General features: G+C 62.4%; 15 protein-coding genes. 10 read left to right on the plus strand and 5 right to left on the minus strand.

What is annotated here, in order from left to right; translation table 11 throughout:
* The 4 genes from H8A92_RS13850 to H8A92_RS13865 all read left to right on the plus strand — a co-directional run.
* Positions 1–854, plus strand: an 854-nt coding sequence (locus tag H8A92_RS13850; protein WP_274613365.1) for an acyl-CoA carboxylase subunit beta, incomplete at its 5' end; no start/stop codon positions are given.
* A gap of 104 nt (positions 855–958) precedes the next feature.
* Positions 959–1,477, plus strand: a complete 519-nt coding sequence (locus H8A92_RS13855; RefSeq protein WP_229196339.1) for a hypothetical protein — start codon at positions 959–961, stop codon at positions 1,475–1,477.
* A gap of 100 nt (positions 1,478–1,577) precedes the next feature.
* Positions 1,578–2,753, plus strand: a complete 1,176-nt coding sequence (locus H8A92_RS13860; protein WP_229196340.1) for an HD domain-containing protein — start codon at positions 1,578–1,580, stop codon at positions 2,751–2,753.
* Between the two features lie 42 nt (positions 2,754–2,795).
* Entirely contained in the window at positions 2,796–3,143 is a 348-nt protein-coding gene (locus tag H8A92_RS13865) for a hypothetical protein (RefSeq protein WP_229196341.1), read from the plus strand.
* Positions 3,144–3,866: 723 nt separating this feature from the next.
* Here the strand turns inward: H8A92_RS13865 and H8A92_RS13870 are convergent.
* Positions 3,867–4,217 (minus strand): cupin domain-containing protein, encoded by a 351-nt coding sequence (locus H8A92_RS13870; protein ID WP_229196342.1) that lies wholly within the window; start codon positions 4,215–4,217, stop codon positions 3,867–3,869.
* 255 nt (positions 4,218–4,472) lie between these two features.
* Here H8A92_RS13870 and H8A92_RS13875 point away from each other — a divergent pair, with 255 nt between their 5' ends.
* Positions 4,473–4,805, plus strand: coding sequence for a twin-arginine translocation signal domain-containing protein (locus H8A92_RS13875; protein ID WP_229196343.1), 333 nt, complete (start codon positions 4,473–4,475; stop codon positions 4,803–4,805).
* Between the two features lie 70 nt (positions 4,806–4,875).
* Here H8A92_RS13875 and H8A92_RS13880 read toward each other — a convergent pair whose 3' ends face one another.
* Both H8A92_RS13880 and H8A92_RS13885 read right to left on the minus strand, forming a co-directional pair.
* On the minus strand, positions 4,876–5,145 hold the full coding sequence (locus tag H8A92_RS13880; protein WP_229196344.1) for a GCG_CRPN prefix-to-repeats domain-containing protein: 270 nt from the start codon (positions 5,143–5,145) through the stop codon (positions 4,876–4,878).
* Between the two features lie 315 nt (positions 5,146–5,460).
* Positions 5,461–6,156 (minus strand): ArsR/SmtB family transcription factor, encoded by a 696-nt coding sequence (locus H8A92_RS13885; RefSeq protein ID WP_229196345.1) that lies wholly within the window; start codon positions 6,154–6,156, stop codon positions 5,461–5,463.
* 158 nt (positions 6,157–6,314) lie between these two features.
* On the opposite strand from H8A92_RS13885, the gene H8A92_RS13890 reads away from it, so the two are divergent.
* Genes H8A92_RS13890 through H8A92_RS13900 form a run of 3 tightly spaced genes read left to right on the plus strand, consistent with a single transcriptional unit; the run spans position 6,315 to position 7,879 of the window.
* Complete coding sequence (locus tag H8A92_RS13890; RefSeq protein ID WP_229196346.1) at positions 6,315–6,623, plus strand: NIPSNAP family protein; 309 nt, start codon at positions 6,315–6,317, stop codon at positions 6,621–6,623.
* 30 nt (positions 6,624–6,653) lie between these two features.
* Entirely contained in the window at positions 6,654–7,004 is a 351-nt protein-coding gene (locus H8A92_RS13895) for an antibiotic biosynthesis monooxygenase family protein (protein ID WP_229196347.1), read from the plus strand.
* A 56-nt stretch (positions 7,005–7,060) separates the two neighbouring features.
* Positions 7,061–7,879: an isocitrate lyase/PEP mutase family protein gene (locus H8A92_RS13900; RefSeq protein ID WP_229196348.1), complete on the plus strand. Its 819-nt coding sequence runs from the start codon at positions 7,061–7,063 to the stop codon at positions 7,877–7,879.
* A gap of 66 nt (positions 7,880–7,945) precedes the next feature.
* On the opposite strand, the gene H8A92_RS13905 is transcribed toward H8A92_RS13900, so the two are convergent.
* Positions 7,946–8,386, minus strand: coding sequence for a hypothetical protein (locus H8A92_RS13905; protein ID WP_229196349.1), 441 nt, complete (start codon positions 8,384–8,386; stop codon positions 7,946–7,948).
* Between the two features lie 147 nt (positions 8,387–8,533).
* On the opposite strand from H8A92_RS13905, the gene H8A92_RS13910 reads away from it, so the two are divergent.
* On the plus strand, positions 8,534–9,175 hold the full coding sequence (locus H8A92_RS13910) for a trimeric intracellular cation channel family protein (RefSeq protein ID WP_229196350.1): 642 nt from the start codon (positions 8,534–8,536) through the stop codon (positions 9,173–9,175).
* A gap of 44 nt (positions 9,176–9,219) precedes the next feature.
* Here H8A92_RS13910 and H8A92_RS13915 read toward each other — a convergent pair whose 3' ends face one another.
* Positions 9,220–10,446, minus strand: a complete 1,227-nt coding sequence (locus tag H8A92_RS13915) for a cytochrome c (protein WP_229196351.1) — start codon at positions 10,444–10,446, stop codon at positions 9,220–9,222.
* Positions 10,447–10,689: 243 nt separating this feature from the next.
* On the opposite strand from H8A92_RS13915, the gene H8A92_RS13920 reads away from it, so the two are divergent.
* Positions 10,690–14,184: an indolepyruvate ferredoxin oxidoreductase family protein gene (locus tag H8A92_RS13920; protein ID WP_229196352.1), complete on the plus strand. Its 3,495-nt coding sequence runs from the start codon at positions 10,690–10,692 to the stop codon at positions 14,182–14,184.
* Positions 14,185–14,371 lie beyond the last annotated feature (187 nt).

Consider the following 14,371-nt stretch of genomic DNA (forward strand, 5'->3'; position numbering starts at 1 on the left):
CGTTCGAGAACGACGTCGACGCGCTGTTGCAGATGCGCCGCCTGATCGACTTCCTGCCGTCGAACAACAGCGACGGCGTGCCGGAATGGCCGAGCTTCGACGATATCGGCCGGGTCGACATGTCCTTGGACACGCTGATCCCCGACAATCCGAACAAGCCCTACGACATGAAGGAGCTGATCCTCAAGGTGGTCGACGAGGGCGACTTCTTCGAGATATCGGAGACCTTCGCCAAGAACATCGTCACCGGCTTCGGTCGCATCGCCGGCCGCACGGTGGGCTTCGTCGCCAACCAGCCGATGGTGCTGGCGGGCGTGCTGGACAGCGATGCCTCGCGCAAGGCCGCGCGCTTCGTCCGTTTTTGTGATGCCTTCAACATCCCGATCGTGACCTTCGTCGACGTGCCGGGCTTCCTGCCGGGCACGAGCCAAGAATATGGCGGGCTGATCAAGCACGGTGCCAAGCTCTTGTTCGCCTATTCGCAGTGCACAGTGCCGCTCGTCACCATCATCACCCGCAAGGCCTATGGCGGCGCGTTCGACGTCATGGCCTCGAAGGAGATCGGCGCCGACATGAACTACGCCTGGCCGACCGCCCAGATCGCCGTGATGGGCGCCAAGGGCGCGGTGGAGATCATCTTCCGCAGCGACATCGGCGACCCCGACAAGATCGCGGCGCGCACCAAGGAATACGAAGACCGCTTCCTGTCGCCTTTCATCGCCGCCGAACGCGGCTACATCGACGACGTCATCATGCCGCATTCGACACGGCGTCGGATTGCGCGCGCGCTGGCGATGTTGAAGGACAAGAAGGTGGAGATTCCGGCGAAGAAGCACGACAATTTGCCGTTGTGAGGGGTATTCGATTGTGAATTAACGGGATATTTACAGTGTTCATGTTTTGTTCTAAATTCACGAATCGCGCTGAGGCGGATAGTTAGCTTTCGCGAGGAGACGCCATGGACGCCGAGACTCTAATTCTTGCTGTGCTGGATGCCGTTCCGGGCAAAAAAATCCAAGGGAGAAAGCGGCTCCAAAAGATGTCCTATTTTGCGTTGCAAAAAGGAGCTGATGCAAATGTAAGATTTTTTTTGCATGACTTTGGGCCGTTCAGCGCGGACATTGCTAGCGCAACGGATTTGCTTGCCTTCCTCGGAGACATCGAAGAAGAGGAGATTCAGCTTGGGCGGAGCCGGATATATTCCAAGCTCTATCGTTTGAATGATCCGAGCAATGTCCCTGAGCATCTTCCAAGTGAGGTTGCTTCTGCGATCAAGCTGCTCGACGAATTTACGACGATTGAGCTCGAGATTGCCTCGACAATTTTCTACTTCATGTCTGCCGAAAGCCTAGATTCCGCCAGAGCAATCGAGGCTACGAAGAAGCTCAAGCCCAGTAAGGCGCAGCCGGGCATAGTCAAGCGCGCGCAAGACGCGCTTTCCAAGGTAGGGTTGGATGAAGGCGGAAGAGCGAATTAGATGCCCCGTTCATGATCTAATCAGCTTTAAGAGACAGCGCTCCGAGGACGTTGTCTTGTGGGGTCTTTTGCAGACCCCCGCTATTCAGCGGCTGAGACGCGTGAAGCAGCTCGGATTCTCCGAGTTCGTCTATCCTGGAGCAACTCACACTCGTTTGTCTCACGTCCTCGGCGCCATGCAAATGGCTCGGCGAATGTTGGATGTTCTTCAAAAGAACAATGCGTTTGGCGAGGTGCCAGACTTTGAAATTCAGCGATCCGCTACTTTGGCGGCAGCGCTGCTCCACGATGTCGGGCACGGTCCATATTCGCACGTATTCGAAGAAGTGTGCGAGACACTTGGCATTGAGAAGAAGCACGAAGCCTATACTCTAGAATTCATCGACTCTGAACAAATTCGGCCCTTGCTCGAGAGGGGAGGCATCTTCGCTGAAACTCGTCGCTTTTTCACCGAGGAGCCAGGGCAAGCCGTTTTTAACTCGATTATTTCAAGCCAGCTTGATTGCGATCGCCTAGATTTTTTGGTCCGTGACCGTCACCACACAGGAATCCGAGCGGCAAACATCGATCTAGCCTGGTTGTTTGATAGTCTTAACATTGAGAAGGTGGCTATCGATGACGATGGGGCTTTTGAATATTCATTTGTTTTTTCGGCAAAGGGGCAGGCTGTCGCTGAAGAGTTCGTTCTTGCCTATATCAAGATGTATAACTCAGTTTACTTTCACAAGACCACTCGAGGCGTTCAGCACCTCGTTCGCGACATGCTCGTCGAAGTGATTAATCAGCACTCGGAACGGGCCGAGTTGCGGTCGCTACCATTGGTCAAATTTTTCAAAGAGGACCAAAGTTTAGATCGTTATGCCCGGCTTGACGATGGCTCGGTTCTCGCGATTGCTCACGTAGTAGCTGAGGTCGATTTGGGGTTAGCGTCGGAGCTTGCTCGAAGATTCCTGAATCGTGACACCTATAAGTGCTTCGAATTGCCCGGTACCGCGACTGGAAACATCGGGCGGAACAAGTTATTGCGATTTCGCGATGCGCTGCATAACGACAGTATCTATTTTGTGGAGGATAAGCTCGCTCATCGCAACTACAAACAACACGCGGTTACAGATGAGAGTTTCCTCAAGAACATTCTCATCAAGATAAACGGTGAGCACGAGTCTTTAGGGAGCGTCAGTTCGCTTCTCAAAACGCCGGTCACGAGAGTTGCGCGATTTTACTTCCGGACACGTGAAGATTGCGAACGGGCTCAGAGAATATTCCATGAGCTTTAGGCCTCAGCGCGGTTTTGGGACGGCTACCTAAGCAGTGATCCGATGACCAAAGACGAGCCGATCGACGAGATTTCCGAGATCGAGGCGCAGATCGAGGAGCTTGCCGAGAGCGCCGAACGATCGCGCAGGATCATTCTCGGCTCGAAGGTGGCGATTGCCGGCGGGTTCGGGCTGCTGCTCGTCACGCTGCTTGGCCTGCTGGGCTCCGGAGAGACCGCGGCGCTCGGATCGATCGCTCTGGTGCTCGGCGGCATCGTGTCGCTCGGATCGAATGTCAGCACCTTGCGGCAGACCGAGGCCGCCATCAGCACCGCCGAGGCACGCCGCGCGCGGCTGATCGGCAATATCGACTTGCGGCTCGTTCACGAGGCGCCGCTGAAGCTGATGTGAGGCAACATTTGTAGCCCGAATGAGCGCAGCAACTCCATCCTACGAGCCGACAATTAAATTGGTTCCGATTTTCAGAATTTAACTTGACGCCGGACCCAACTCAGCTGTTTAATGCGTCCGTCTCACCCGATCGAGGGGCGCTCCGCGATCGTCACGAACGCGGCGTGGGATGCGGTGGACGCCGAATGCGCAGTCGACGAATGCGCATGAAGCGGACGGTGAAGTCGTGTGGTCCTGACGCCCTAGCGGCCGGTGTCTTTTCGCATTGCGCGATGCGCGTTGTGAAGACGGTGACAACCAAGCCCAGTCTCGCCGGGGAGAGCACGAAGTAAGCCGTAAGCCATCGCGCAGGGAAAGCCGGATTGCTCCGGTTACACCTGTGGTCCTACCCCCGTGCTTTCTACCCATTTGCACGGGGCCCATGGGTGCGATCGGCACCCGGCTTTCCCTGCGCCCTCTATTTCCAGAGTGGCGAAACCAAACGCAAAGCTCGGGCGATTTGCGCCGCGAGAATGCAGACGCTCATCGTCATCGCTGTTTGAGATGTGAATCGGAATCTCACCGCGCGTCGTCGCGGGCAAGCGTAAGCGCGACCGGGGACCCATAACCACAAATGACAAGTTGCCTGACAACGCTGTGGCCACAGCACGCTTCGACAACCCAATCCTGTGGTTATGGGTCCCTGCTTTCGCAGGGACGACGGCGGAGGGATTGTCGCGCTCCTTACTTGGACGCCAGCGGCACGTAGTCGTATTCGCCGACGCCTTGCAGGATCAGGAAGGTCAGCGACGTCGTGCCGGCGTTGGTGACGAGGTGAGGGCGGGTCGGGCGAACCGCGTAGACTTCGCCTGGCTTCAGGTTCACTTCCTCCTTCGGCTCCTGCAGGAACAGCCGCATCCGGCCCTCAAGCACATAGAACGTGTCGGAGATGTTGCTGTGGGTGTGCCACGGCACTTTCTGGGTCGGTGAGAGTTGTAGCTCCATGATGCGGAAGCCGGGGCGGGCGGCGTGCTGGGCGCGGCGCTCGACCTCATAGAGGTGGCTGGCATCCTTGACCGGTTGTCCTGACTTCACGGCGGCCTCCCGGAGATGTTCTTATGATGCGCCATGCTAGTCCCGTTCGGCAGTTCATGAAACGGTCGGAGCGAACATGACCCATGCGCGCGAAGGAGGCCGTCGTGGCGCGATGGTTGCGTGACGTCACAACGTTGCGCTGCGCAAAGCGCCGAGTTCCATGAAAACATGAATGAGCGGTTCAGCGAGCATTCAGGTCACGGGGAAAAAACTTGCTGCGCAGTTGATCCCACTCAGCAACAAAGGGAAACGCTCATGGAACGCCGGAATCTTCTCAAGATGGCCTTTGCCGTCGCTACCTGTGCGGCCACCTTCACGGCAACCGTCCAGGCAGCGCCGCTCGCTCCGCTTCCCCTCAGCCGCGAGGCACACTCGCCCGCCGATCGCGATCCGCATCCGGCTGTCACCACGGGCGACGAGGTTGGTCGCCTGAAGCCCGAACAGGTGCACTGGCATCACCGCCACTGGGGCTGGCATCATCGGCACTGGCACCACCGCCATTGGGGCTGGCACCACAGGCATTGGCACCACAGGCATTGGGGCTGGCGCCATCATCATTGGCATCATCATCACTGGCGCCGCTGGTGATATCGGCTCCACGTCGAAAAAGAAAAACCCCGCGCGTCGCGGGGTTTTGTTTGTTCGCAATGCGCAGCGATCAGATCGGGCGGCAACGGCCGTAGCGCCACATGAATCCATAGGGGCAGGCGCGGACGCGCGGCGCCACCACGACCGGGCCGGGTGCGACGACGACGGGACGCTCGACGACGACGGCGCCCGGCGCGACGACAACGGCACCACGATTTCTGACGCAGCCACCATACGGGCCGCGGTGCCAGCCAGGGCCGCAGCCACCGGCAGCATCAGCAGCGCTGATGCCGGCGAAAGCGGTCGTCAGCAAAACTGCTGCTGCAAAAAGATACTTCATGACTTCTCCTTTTTAGTGGGCCGCGCTGCGGCACCGCAACAAACTTGAGATTACCGATTCGCCCGGCCGGATCATTGCAGAAGCCGTACCCGATGTCGTCGACCATAATGGTGCGGGCTGAATGCGACATGAATGTTGCAGGTCACACCTGCGTCAGTGCGCCGCAAGCAAGCTCAATATCATTTCAAAATATTTCGCGGGCGCGAGCAGGACGAAGCGCACGGTGATGAGCGCCCGAGATGTGTGGGAGTGCGAGATAAGCGAGATCCAAGGCTTCGCGAATGACCGAGCCGAAGTTGACTTGAGCGCGCGATCTTACTCGCCCGCGCCGAACAGCGCTGCGAACCGCTTCTCGCCGGTTCGCGAGAAATTGACCACACGGCTGCCCGGCGTCGCGTCGCGCGCGGCCCATTTCAATTCCGTGAAGCAGTCCATCATGGCAGCGCCGAGCGTGCCGGCGAGATGGTGCCGCCGCTCGCTCCAGTCGAGACAGGCCTTGCACACCGGACGGCGCGGATGCGTCAGCGCGTCGGCGTCGATCTGCAACTCCTCGGCCATGAAGCGCTTGCCTTCGCCGGTGAGCTCGATCGCCTGCTTGCTCTGGCGCACCAGCTTCTGCCGTCTCATGCTGTCGAGCATCTGCACGCCGAGATCGCCGGCGAGATGGTCGTAGCAGATGCGGGCATGGCGCAGCGCCGGATCCTTCGGTCCGGTACGCACGCGCATGTGGCCGGCGCGGGCGGCAATGCCCTGCAGGCCTTCGAGCACGTCGGCGACGTCGGGGTCAGAGAGGCGATAGTAGCGGTGACGGCCCTGCTTCTCGGGCTCGATCAGCCCGCCCGCCTCGAGCTTGGCGAGATGCGAGCTCGCCGTCTGCGGCGTGATGCCGGCCTCCTGCGCCAGCTCGCTCGCAGTCAGCGCGCGGCCGGTCATCAGCGCGGTCAGCATGTTGCAGCGTGCGGGATCACCGACCAAAGCGGCGATCCGGGAGATGTCGGGTCCTGCTTTCATAGTTCGATGATAGCCGAAGCATCGTGGCCGGGCAAGCGGGTAGTGTCCACCTTGCAGTCATTGCGAGCGAAGCGACGCAATCCATCGTGCCACTTGCCGAGGCGTGGATTGCTTCGCTGACGCCCGCAATGACGGAATACATTCATCGGAGGCCATCAATGACCGTCACCGTCTTCATCCGCTACCAGCTCGATCCGTTCAAGCGCGCGATGTTCGAGGAGTATTCGAGGAACTGGCTCTCGATCATCCCGCGCTGCGGCGGCGATCTGCTCGGCTACTGGATGCCGCACGAGGGCACCAACAACATCGGCTTCGCGCTGATCTCGTTTGAAAGCCTGGCCGCCTATGAGGCCTATCGCGCGCGGCTGCGCCAGGACAAAGAGGGTATGGCGAACTTCCACTTCGCGGAAGAAAACCGCTTCATCCTCGCCGAAGAGCGGACATTTCTGCGCAAGGTCGAGCTATAGTCGCTCCACATCAGAAATGCGGAGGCGCCCATGATCGCCGTGATCTTCGAAGTCTGGCCGAAGCCGGAGTACCGGCAGCAATATTTCGACCTTGCCGCCGAGCTGAAGCCGATCCTGCAGGAGATTGACGGCTTCATCTCGGTCGAGCGGTTCGAGAGCATCACCGAGCAGGGCAAGTTCGTGTCGCTGTCATTCTTCCGCGACGAGGCCGCGGTGCAAGCCTGGCGCAATACCATCGAGCATCGCCGCACCCAGGCCAAGGGCCGCGCGCGGATTTTTGACGACTATCGGCTGCGCGTTGCCAGCGTGATCCGCGACTACGGACTGAACGAACGCGATCAGGCACCGAAAGACAGCCGCGCGGTGCATGAGCCGCACTAGCAGCGCGATCCGGACGTGCCTATCTGTGCGCGGCCAACGACACCAGGGAGCGACCTATGCCACTGCCAACTGCTGACAAACGAGCCGCCTTCAAGAAGCTGCATGAGAGCGGGTGCTTCATCATCCCGAACCCGTTCGATGTCGGCAGCGCCCGCGCCTTGCAACATCTCGGCTTCAAGGCGCTGGCCTCGACCAGCGCGGGATTTGCCTGGACCATCGGCAAGGCCGACAACCGCGTCACGGTCGACGACGTCTGCGACCACCTGACCGCGATCTGCGCGGCGGTCGATATTCCGGTGAATGCGGATTTCGAGGGCGGCTTTGCCGTCGAGCCTGAGAAAGTCGCAGTCAACGTCGCGCGCGGCGTCAAGACCGGCGTCGCCGGGCTCTCGATCGAGGACTCCACCGGCGATACGGCCAACGTGTTGTACGAGCACAAGCTCGCGGTCGAGCGCATCAGGGCGGCGCGCAGGGCGATCGATGCCGACAACAGCGGCGTGCTGCTCACCGGCCGCTGCGAGGCGTTCCTGTGGGGCAAGAAGGATCTCAACCTGGTGATCGAGCGGCTGCAGGCCTATTCGGACGCCGGGGCCGACGTCTTGTATGCGCCGGGCATCTCGACCACAGAGGAAATCACCGCGGTTGTGAAGGCGGTGGCGCCGAAGCCGGTCAATCTGCTGATCGGCGGTGCGTCCGATCTGACGCTGCAGGCGGTTGCCGACCTCGGCGTACGCCGGATCAGCGTCGGTGGGGCGCTGGCGCGGATGGCCTGGAGCGGCGTCATGAAGGCGGCGACGGAGATGGCCGAGAGGGGCACCTTCACCGAGTTCGCCAATGGATATCCCGGCGGCGAACTCAACAAGATGTTCAAGTAGATCGCACGCAAAAAGGCGGCGGGCCATCTGGGCCCGCCGCCTCTCCGCTCACGCTAAGCGAGCGAGTTACTTCTTGTCGCCCGTCGAGTCGGTCGGTGCCGCCGAGCGGTCGATCTCTTGTCCGGTCGGCTTGGTCGCCGACGGGGACGCCGGCTGGGCCGGCGCCGCGCCGGTGGTCATGCCGGGCTGGCTGTTCGGCTTCGGCGTCACGTCGCGCATGCCGGGAGGCGGCGCGGCCGGATTGACCGGTTGCGCCTGCTGCGCGGTCTGCGTCGACGGCGCGGTGCCCGCCTCGTGCACCGACGTATTGTTCAAGCCGTAGAACAGCGCGCCGAGCACCACGGCCACCGCAACTGCGAACATCGCGATCTTGGTGCCGCTGGCCGGTCCCTCCTGCAGTTCCGGATCCGGCTGCAGCTCGTTGTCCAGGCTGTTGAAGCGCGCCTGACGGCGGATTTCGTCATCGGTCAGGTTGGCGCGATACGGATCGTCAGGGTTGTAAGCCATTGCTAAGTTCCTCCGTTAGCACCCCAAAGCTAAACGCAGGGGACAATGGCTGGCGCGTGAGGATGTTCCGCGCCAATGTTGCAACCCGTTCATGCAGGAACTGCCGATTCCCCTGGGTTCCGAACCTGTTCCATGAGGCGTTTTCAAATGTGGACCATGCCGCCGACCGATTCGGTACTGCAGATGCTCTCGTTCATCGCCGTTGCCGCGCAGTCGATGACGGCGGCGCTGGCGGCGGGTAGGCGCAGCATGGATTGGGCCGGCGTCTGCATGCTCGGGGCGATCACCGCACTCGGCGGCGGCACCATCCGCGACGTGCTGCTCGGGCATTATCCGTTGCTCTGGGTCAAACACCCGATCTACCTCGCAATCGCGGCGGCCGGCGCCTTCGCCACCATCCTGCTGGCGCGGCTGGTGCACCGGCTGAACCTCGCATTCCTGGTGCTCGACGCGATCGGGCTCGTGGTGTTCACCATGGCCGGCTGCGACGTGGCCTGGCAGGTCGATGCCTCGCTGCCGATCGTCATCGTTGCCGGCATGATCACCGGCTGCGCCGGCGGCGTGCTGCGCGACATCCTCTGCAACGAAGTGCCGCTGCTGTTTCGCAGCGAACTCTACGCCAGCGTCTCCGTGGTGACGGGGCTGTTCTACGCCACCGCGTTCGGACTGAACCTCAACCCGCCGGCCTGGACCTTGCTGACCTTCGCGCTCGGCCTGAGCTTCCGGTTGCTCGCGATCCGCTACAAATGGGAAATGCCGAAATTCGTGTTCAGCGGCGAGGAGCGGTGAGCGGCGATTTCGCCCTGCGCGCCTTCATCTCGCTGTCCGCGCCTTCACTTTGCTGCGCGCGCTTTGGCGACCTCATCGGCCGTCACGGCCGGTGCCGCATTGCCCCAGGAATTGCGGATATAGGTCGCGACGTCGGCGACCTCCTGGTCGGTGAGTTTTGGATAGGCCGGCATCGAGCCTGCGTTCGGCGCGCGCGGCGTGGTGATGGTCTGTGCGCCGTCGAGGATGATGCGCAGCGTGCTCGCCGGGTTGGCCGATTGCAGATTGGCGTTGTCGGGCAGCGGCGGATAGATTCGCGGCGCTCCGGAGCCGTCGAGCTCATGGCAGGCGACGCAGGCGCCGCGATAGATACGCTCGCCGTTGCTCATCTGAGCCGGCGAAGGCGGCGTGACCGCAGGCTCCGGCGTGCCGCGGGGCAGGCTCTTCAGATAGACTGCGATCGCGCGCACATCGGCGTCACTCATCTTCGAGGTCGAGTTGACCACCACCTCGGACATCAGGGGGCCGGCATGGCTGTGCCCGTTGCGGCCGCTCTGCAGATATTCGGCGATGTCGTCCGCGCTCCAGGACTTCAGCCCGCTGCGCGCGGCGCCGTCGAGCCGTGGCGCGAACATGCCCTGGACCATGCTGCCATTGAGCGCCTGGTCGCGCTTGTCGGCGCCGAATGCGTTCTTCGGCGTATGGCAGGCGCCGCAATAGGCGAGGGCCTCGACCAGATAGCGGCCGCGATTCCATTCGGCACCCTTGCTCTGGTCCGGCTGGATGATGCCCGGCGTGAAGAACAGCGCATTCCAGCCCCGCATCAGCACGCGGTAGCATAGCGGCCAGCGCAGCTGCGGCGGCGGCGCCCTGTTGCTGACCGGCGCAAGCGTCGCGAGGTAGGCGCGGATCGCCAGGATGTCGTCGCGGATCAGCTTCGTGAAGTAAGGGTAGGGGAAGGCGGGGTAATAATGCTTCCCGTTCGGCGAGACGCCGCTCCGCAGCGCGCGGAGGAAATCGTCGTCGCTCCAGCCGCCGATGCCGGTATCGCGGTCGGGCGTCAGGTTCGGCGAAAACACCGCACCGAACGGCGTGTCGATCCGCTTGCCCCCGGCGAAGGGTTTTGCCGGGTCGGCGGTGTGGCAGCTCGCGCAGTCGCCGGCGATCGTGAGTGCCTTGCCGCGGGCGACGATGTCGTCGGTCGTCGCAGCGGCGCATTCGCTGGCCGCGAACGCACTGCACAACAGCGCTGTGACCAGAATCGCACCGGCCGTTCGAGGTCGTCGCCGCATCCATTCACCTTCCGCACCTTCCGGTCCACAGGACGCGTCACGCCATTTCGCCGCAGGCCCGTCTTGCGACAGAAACCGAAACGGCGCTCCGATATTCCCGGCACGAAATTGCGATTTTTGAGCAACCGGCCTGGTCGCCCAGAATTGTGTCGCGCAGGCCGGAAAATCCGACATAGACTGGTTCTAACAAGCTCGGATGACTAGCTAAAAAGCAGCCGTCGCGACCAGCGCAAAGAGGGCTAAATGGGAATCAACCAAGGGCCTATCAGCCTCGACCAGAAATACACCCAGGGCACCGGCCACGTCTTCATGACCGGCATCCAGGCGCTGGTCCGCCTGCCGATGGCGCAGATCAGACGCGACCGCGCCGCAGGCCTCAACACGGCGGGCTTCATCTCCGGCTATCGCGGTTCCCCCCTTGGCGGCTACGACCAGCAGCTGTTCGCCGCCCGCAAGCATCTCGAGCAGTACAACATCAAATTCCAGCCCGGCGTGAACGAGGATCTTGCGGCCACCGCGATCTGGGGCTCGCAGCAGCTCGGGCTGTCCGCCGGCGCCAAGTATGATGGCGCGGTCGGCATCTGGTACGGCAAGGGCCCCGGCGTCGACCGCTGCGGCGATGTGTTCCGCCACGGCAATGCGGCGGGCTCCGCCAAGCATGGCGGCGTGCTCTGCCTTGCCGGCGACGACCACGGCGCAAAGTCCTCCACCGTCCCGCATCAGTCCGACCACGCCTTCATCTCCGCGCTGATGCCCTACCTCTATCCCTCCAGCATCCATGAAATGATCGAGATGGGCCTGCTGGGTATCGCGATGTCGCGCTACTCGGGCTGCTGGGTCGGCATGAAGGTGATCACGGAGACGGTCGAGACCACGGCCGAGATCGACCTCACCGACGAGATGACGCCGTTCATCATCCCGACCGATTTCGAGCTGCCGCCGGGCGGATTGAACATCCGCTGGCCCGACGACCGCTTCGAGCAGGACCGCCGGCTGCAGGACTACAAGGGCTTTGCCGCGATCGCCTTTGCCCGCGCCAACAGGGTCAATCGCATCACGATGGATTCGCCGAACGCGCGCTACGGCATCATGGCCTCGGGCAAGAGCTACGAGGACATCCGCCAGGCGCTGCGCGAACTCGGCATCACGCCCGAGATCGCCGCCAAGATCGGCATCCGCCTCTACAAGATCGGCATGCCCTGGCCGCTGGAGCCCGAAGGCGTCCGCAACTTCGCCGTCGGCCTCGAGGAGATCTTCATCGTGGAGGAGCGCCGCGAGATCGTCGAGAACCAGGTCAAGCAGGAGCTGTTCAACTGGCGCGACGACGTGCGTCCGCGCATCGTCGGCAAGATGGACGATCACGACAAGCGCTTCCTGACCTTCGCCGCCGAGCTCAGCGTCGCCTCGCTGGCGAGCTCGCTCACCGAACGGCTGCTTCGGCTTAATCTCAATCCTGAAATCGCCGAGATGCTGCGTGCCAAGGCGGACTGGTTCAACGGCCGCCAGTCGAGCCAGATGCAGGCGACCGCGCCGGTCAGCCGCACGCCGTATTTCTGCTCGGGCTGCCCGCACAACACCTCGACCAAGGTGCCGGAAGGCAGCCGCGCGCTCGGCGGCATCGGCTGCCATTTCATGGCGCTGTGGATGAACCGCTCGACCGAAACCTTCACCCATATGGGCGGCGAGGGCGTGCCGTGGGTCGGCATCGCGCCGTTCACCAACGAGAACCACATCTTCGCCAATCTCGGCGACGGCACCTATTTCCACTCCGGCATTCTCGCGATCCGCCAGTCGATCGCCTCCAAGGCCAACATTACCTACAAGATCCTCTACAACGACGCCGTCGCCATGACCGGCGGCCAGCGCCATGACGGCGACCTGTCGCCGCAGCAGATCACCTTCCAGCTCCACGCCGAAGGCATTCGCGAGATCTATTTGGTCTCGGAAAATCCCGGCGCCTATCCGGCCGACACTATCGCGCCTGGCGTCAAGCTGTTCCATCGTGACGAGCTCGAGAACGTCCAGAAGATGTGTCGCGACACCAAGGGCACCTCGGCGATTGTATTCGTGCAGACCTGCGCCGCCGAAAAGCGCCGCCGCCGCAAACGCGGCCTGATGGAGGATCCGGCGCGCCGCGTGCTGATCAATCCCGCCGTCTGCGAAGGCTGCGGTGACTGCTCGGTGCAGTCGAACTGCATCTCGGTCGAGCCGCTGGAGACCGAATTGGGGCGCAAGCGCACCATCAACCAGTCGACCTGCAACAAGGACTATTCCTGCGTGAAGGGTTTTTGCCCGTCCTTCGTCACGGTCGACGGCGGCACGCTCAAGCGTCGCGCGCCGACTGAACTCGGCGATATCGGCGCCTTGCCGGAGCCGGCCTCGAAGCCGGCGCTCGACCGGCCCTACAATATCGCGGTCGGCGGCGTCGGCGGCACCGGCGTCTTGACGATCGGCGCGCTGCTCGGCATGGCCGCGCATATCGAGGGCAAGGCCTCGATGATCCTCGACATGTCCGGCCTCGCGCAGAAGGGCGGCGCGGTGCTCAGCCACGTCCGGCTCTCCGAGCACACCGCAGACGTAACCTGCTCGCGCATCGTGACCGGCACCGCCGATCTCGTCCTCGCGGCCGACGAAGTCGTGGCGGTGTCGAAGGACACCATCACCCTGTGCGAGCCGAGCCGCACCGTCGGCATCATCAACAGCCATATCATCCCGACCGCGGATTTCATCCTCAACCGCGACTTCAACTTCCAGAGCCGCAAGGTCAACAGCGTGCTGGAGACCGAGCTGCGCAAGGACTCCGCCTTCTTCGACTTCACCAAGCCGGCCGAAGCGCTGCTCGGCGACAGCATCGCCACCAACATCATGATGATGGGCTATGCCTATCAGCGCGGGCTGCTGCCGCTGTCGGCGGAATCGATCCAGCAGGCGATCGAGGTCAACGGCGTCTCGATCAAGATGAACACCCAGGCGTTCCAGCTCGGGCGCCTCGCTGCCGCGGATCCGGCGCGGCTCGCCGCGATGATGAAGGGACAGGATGGCGACGCAGCTCCGGGCAAGTCGCTGGATGCGATGTCGCTCGACGAGATCATCACTCATCGTATGACGCTTCTGACCGGCTACCAGAATGCGCGTTTGGCAAAGCGCTACCGCAAGCTGGTCGACCAGGTGCGCGACGCCGCCACCAAGGGCGGCTACGGCGAGGCGCTGCCGCGCGCGGTCGCGATCAACTACGCCAAGCTGCTGGCCTACAAGGACGAGTATGAGGTGGCGCGGCTGTTCACCGATGGCCGCTTCGAGAAGCAGCTGCGCGATCAGTTCGAGGGCGAGTTCAAGTTCAACTTCAATCTGGCGCCGCCGATCCTCGGCGGCGGGCTCGATGCGCAGGGTCGTCCGAAGAAGCGCGCCTTCGGGCCGTGGATGATGTCGGCCTTCCGGGTGCTGGCGCGATTCCGCGTCCTGCGCGGTACGCCGCTCGACATCTTCGGCTACAACGCCGATCGCAAGCTCGAGCGCGATTTGATCGCGGGCTATGAGAAGGATGTCGGGACGGTGCTCAATTTGCTGTCGCCGCTCAATCACGACATCGCGGTCGAGCTGCTGTCGTTGCCCGATCGTATCCGCGGCTACGGGCCGGTGAAGGAGAAGGCGATCAAGGAGGCAAAGGTTCGCTACGCGCAACTCGCCGCCGACCTCGCCAACCCGCCGCCCGCACCGCGACAGATGGCGGCGGAGTAGGTAGCCACACATTCGGTGTCGTCCCGGCGAAGGCCGGGACCCATAGCCACCGAAGTTCGTTGTTGTGCGACGCTGGGGCCACAGCGCGTTCTAACCACACAACCCTGTGGTTATGGGTTCCGGCCTTCGCCGGGACGACATCGGTTTTGAGGCGCGCATAGTGCACGCTCATCGCAGTCTCGCCTGA

This window comes from Bradyrhizobium acaciae, assembly GCF_020889785.1.
GTDB classification, from domain to species: domain Bacteria; phylum Pseudomonadota; class Alphaproteobacteria; order Rhizobiales; family Xanthobacteraceae; genus Bradyrhizobium; species Bradyrhizobium acaciae.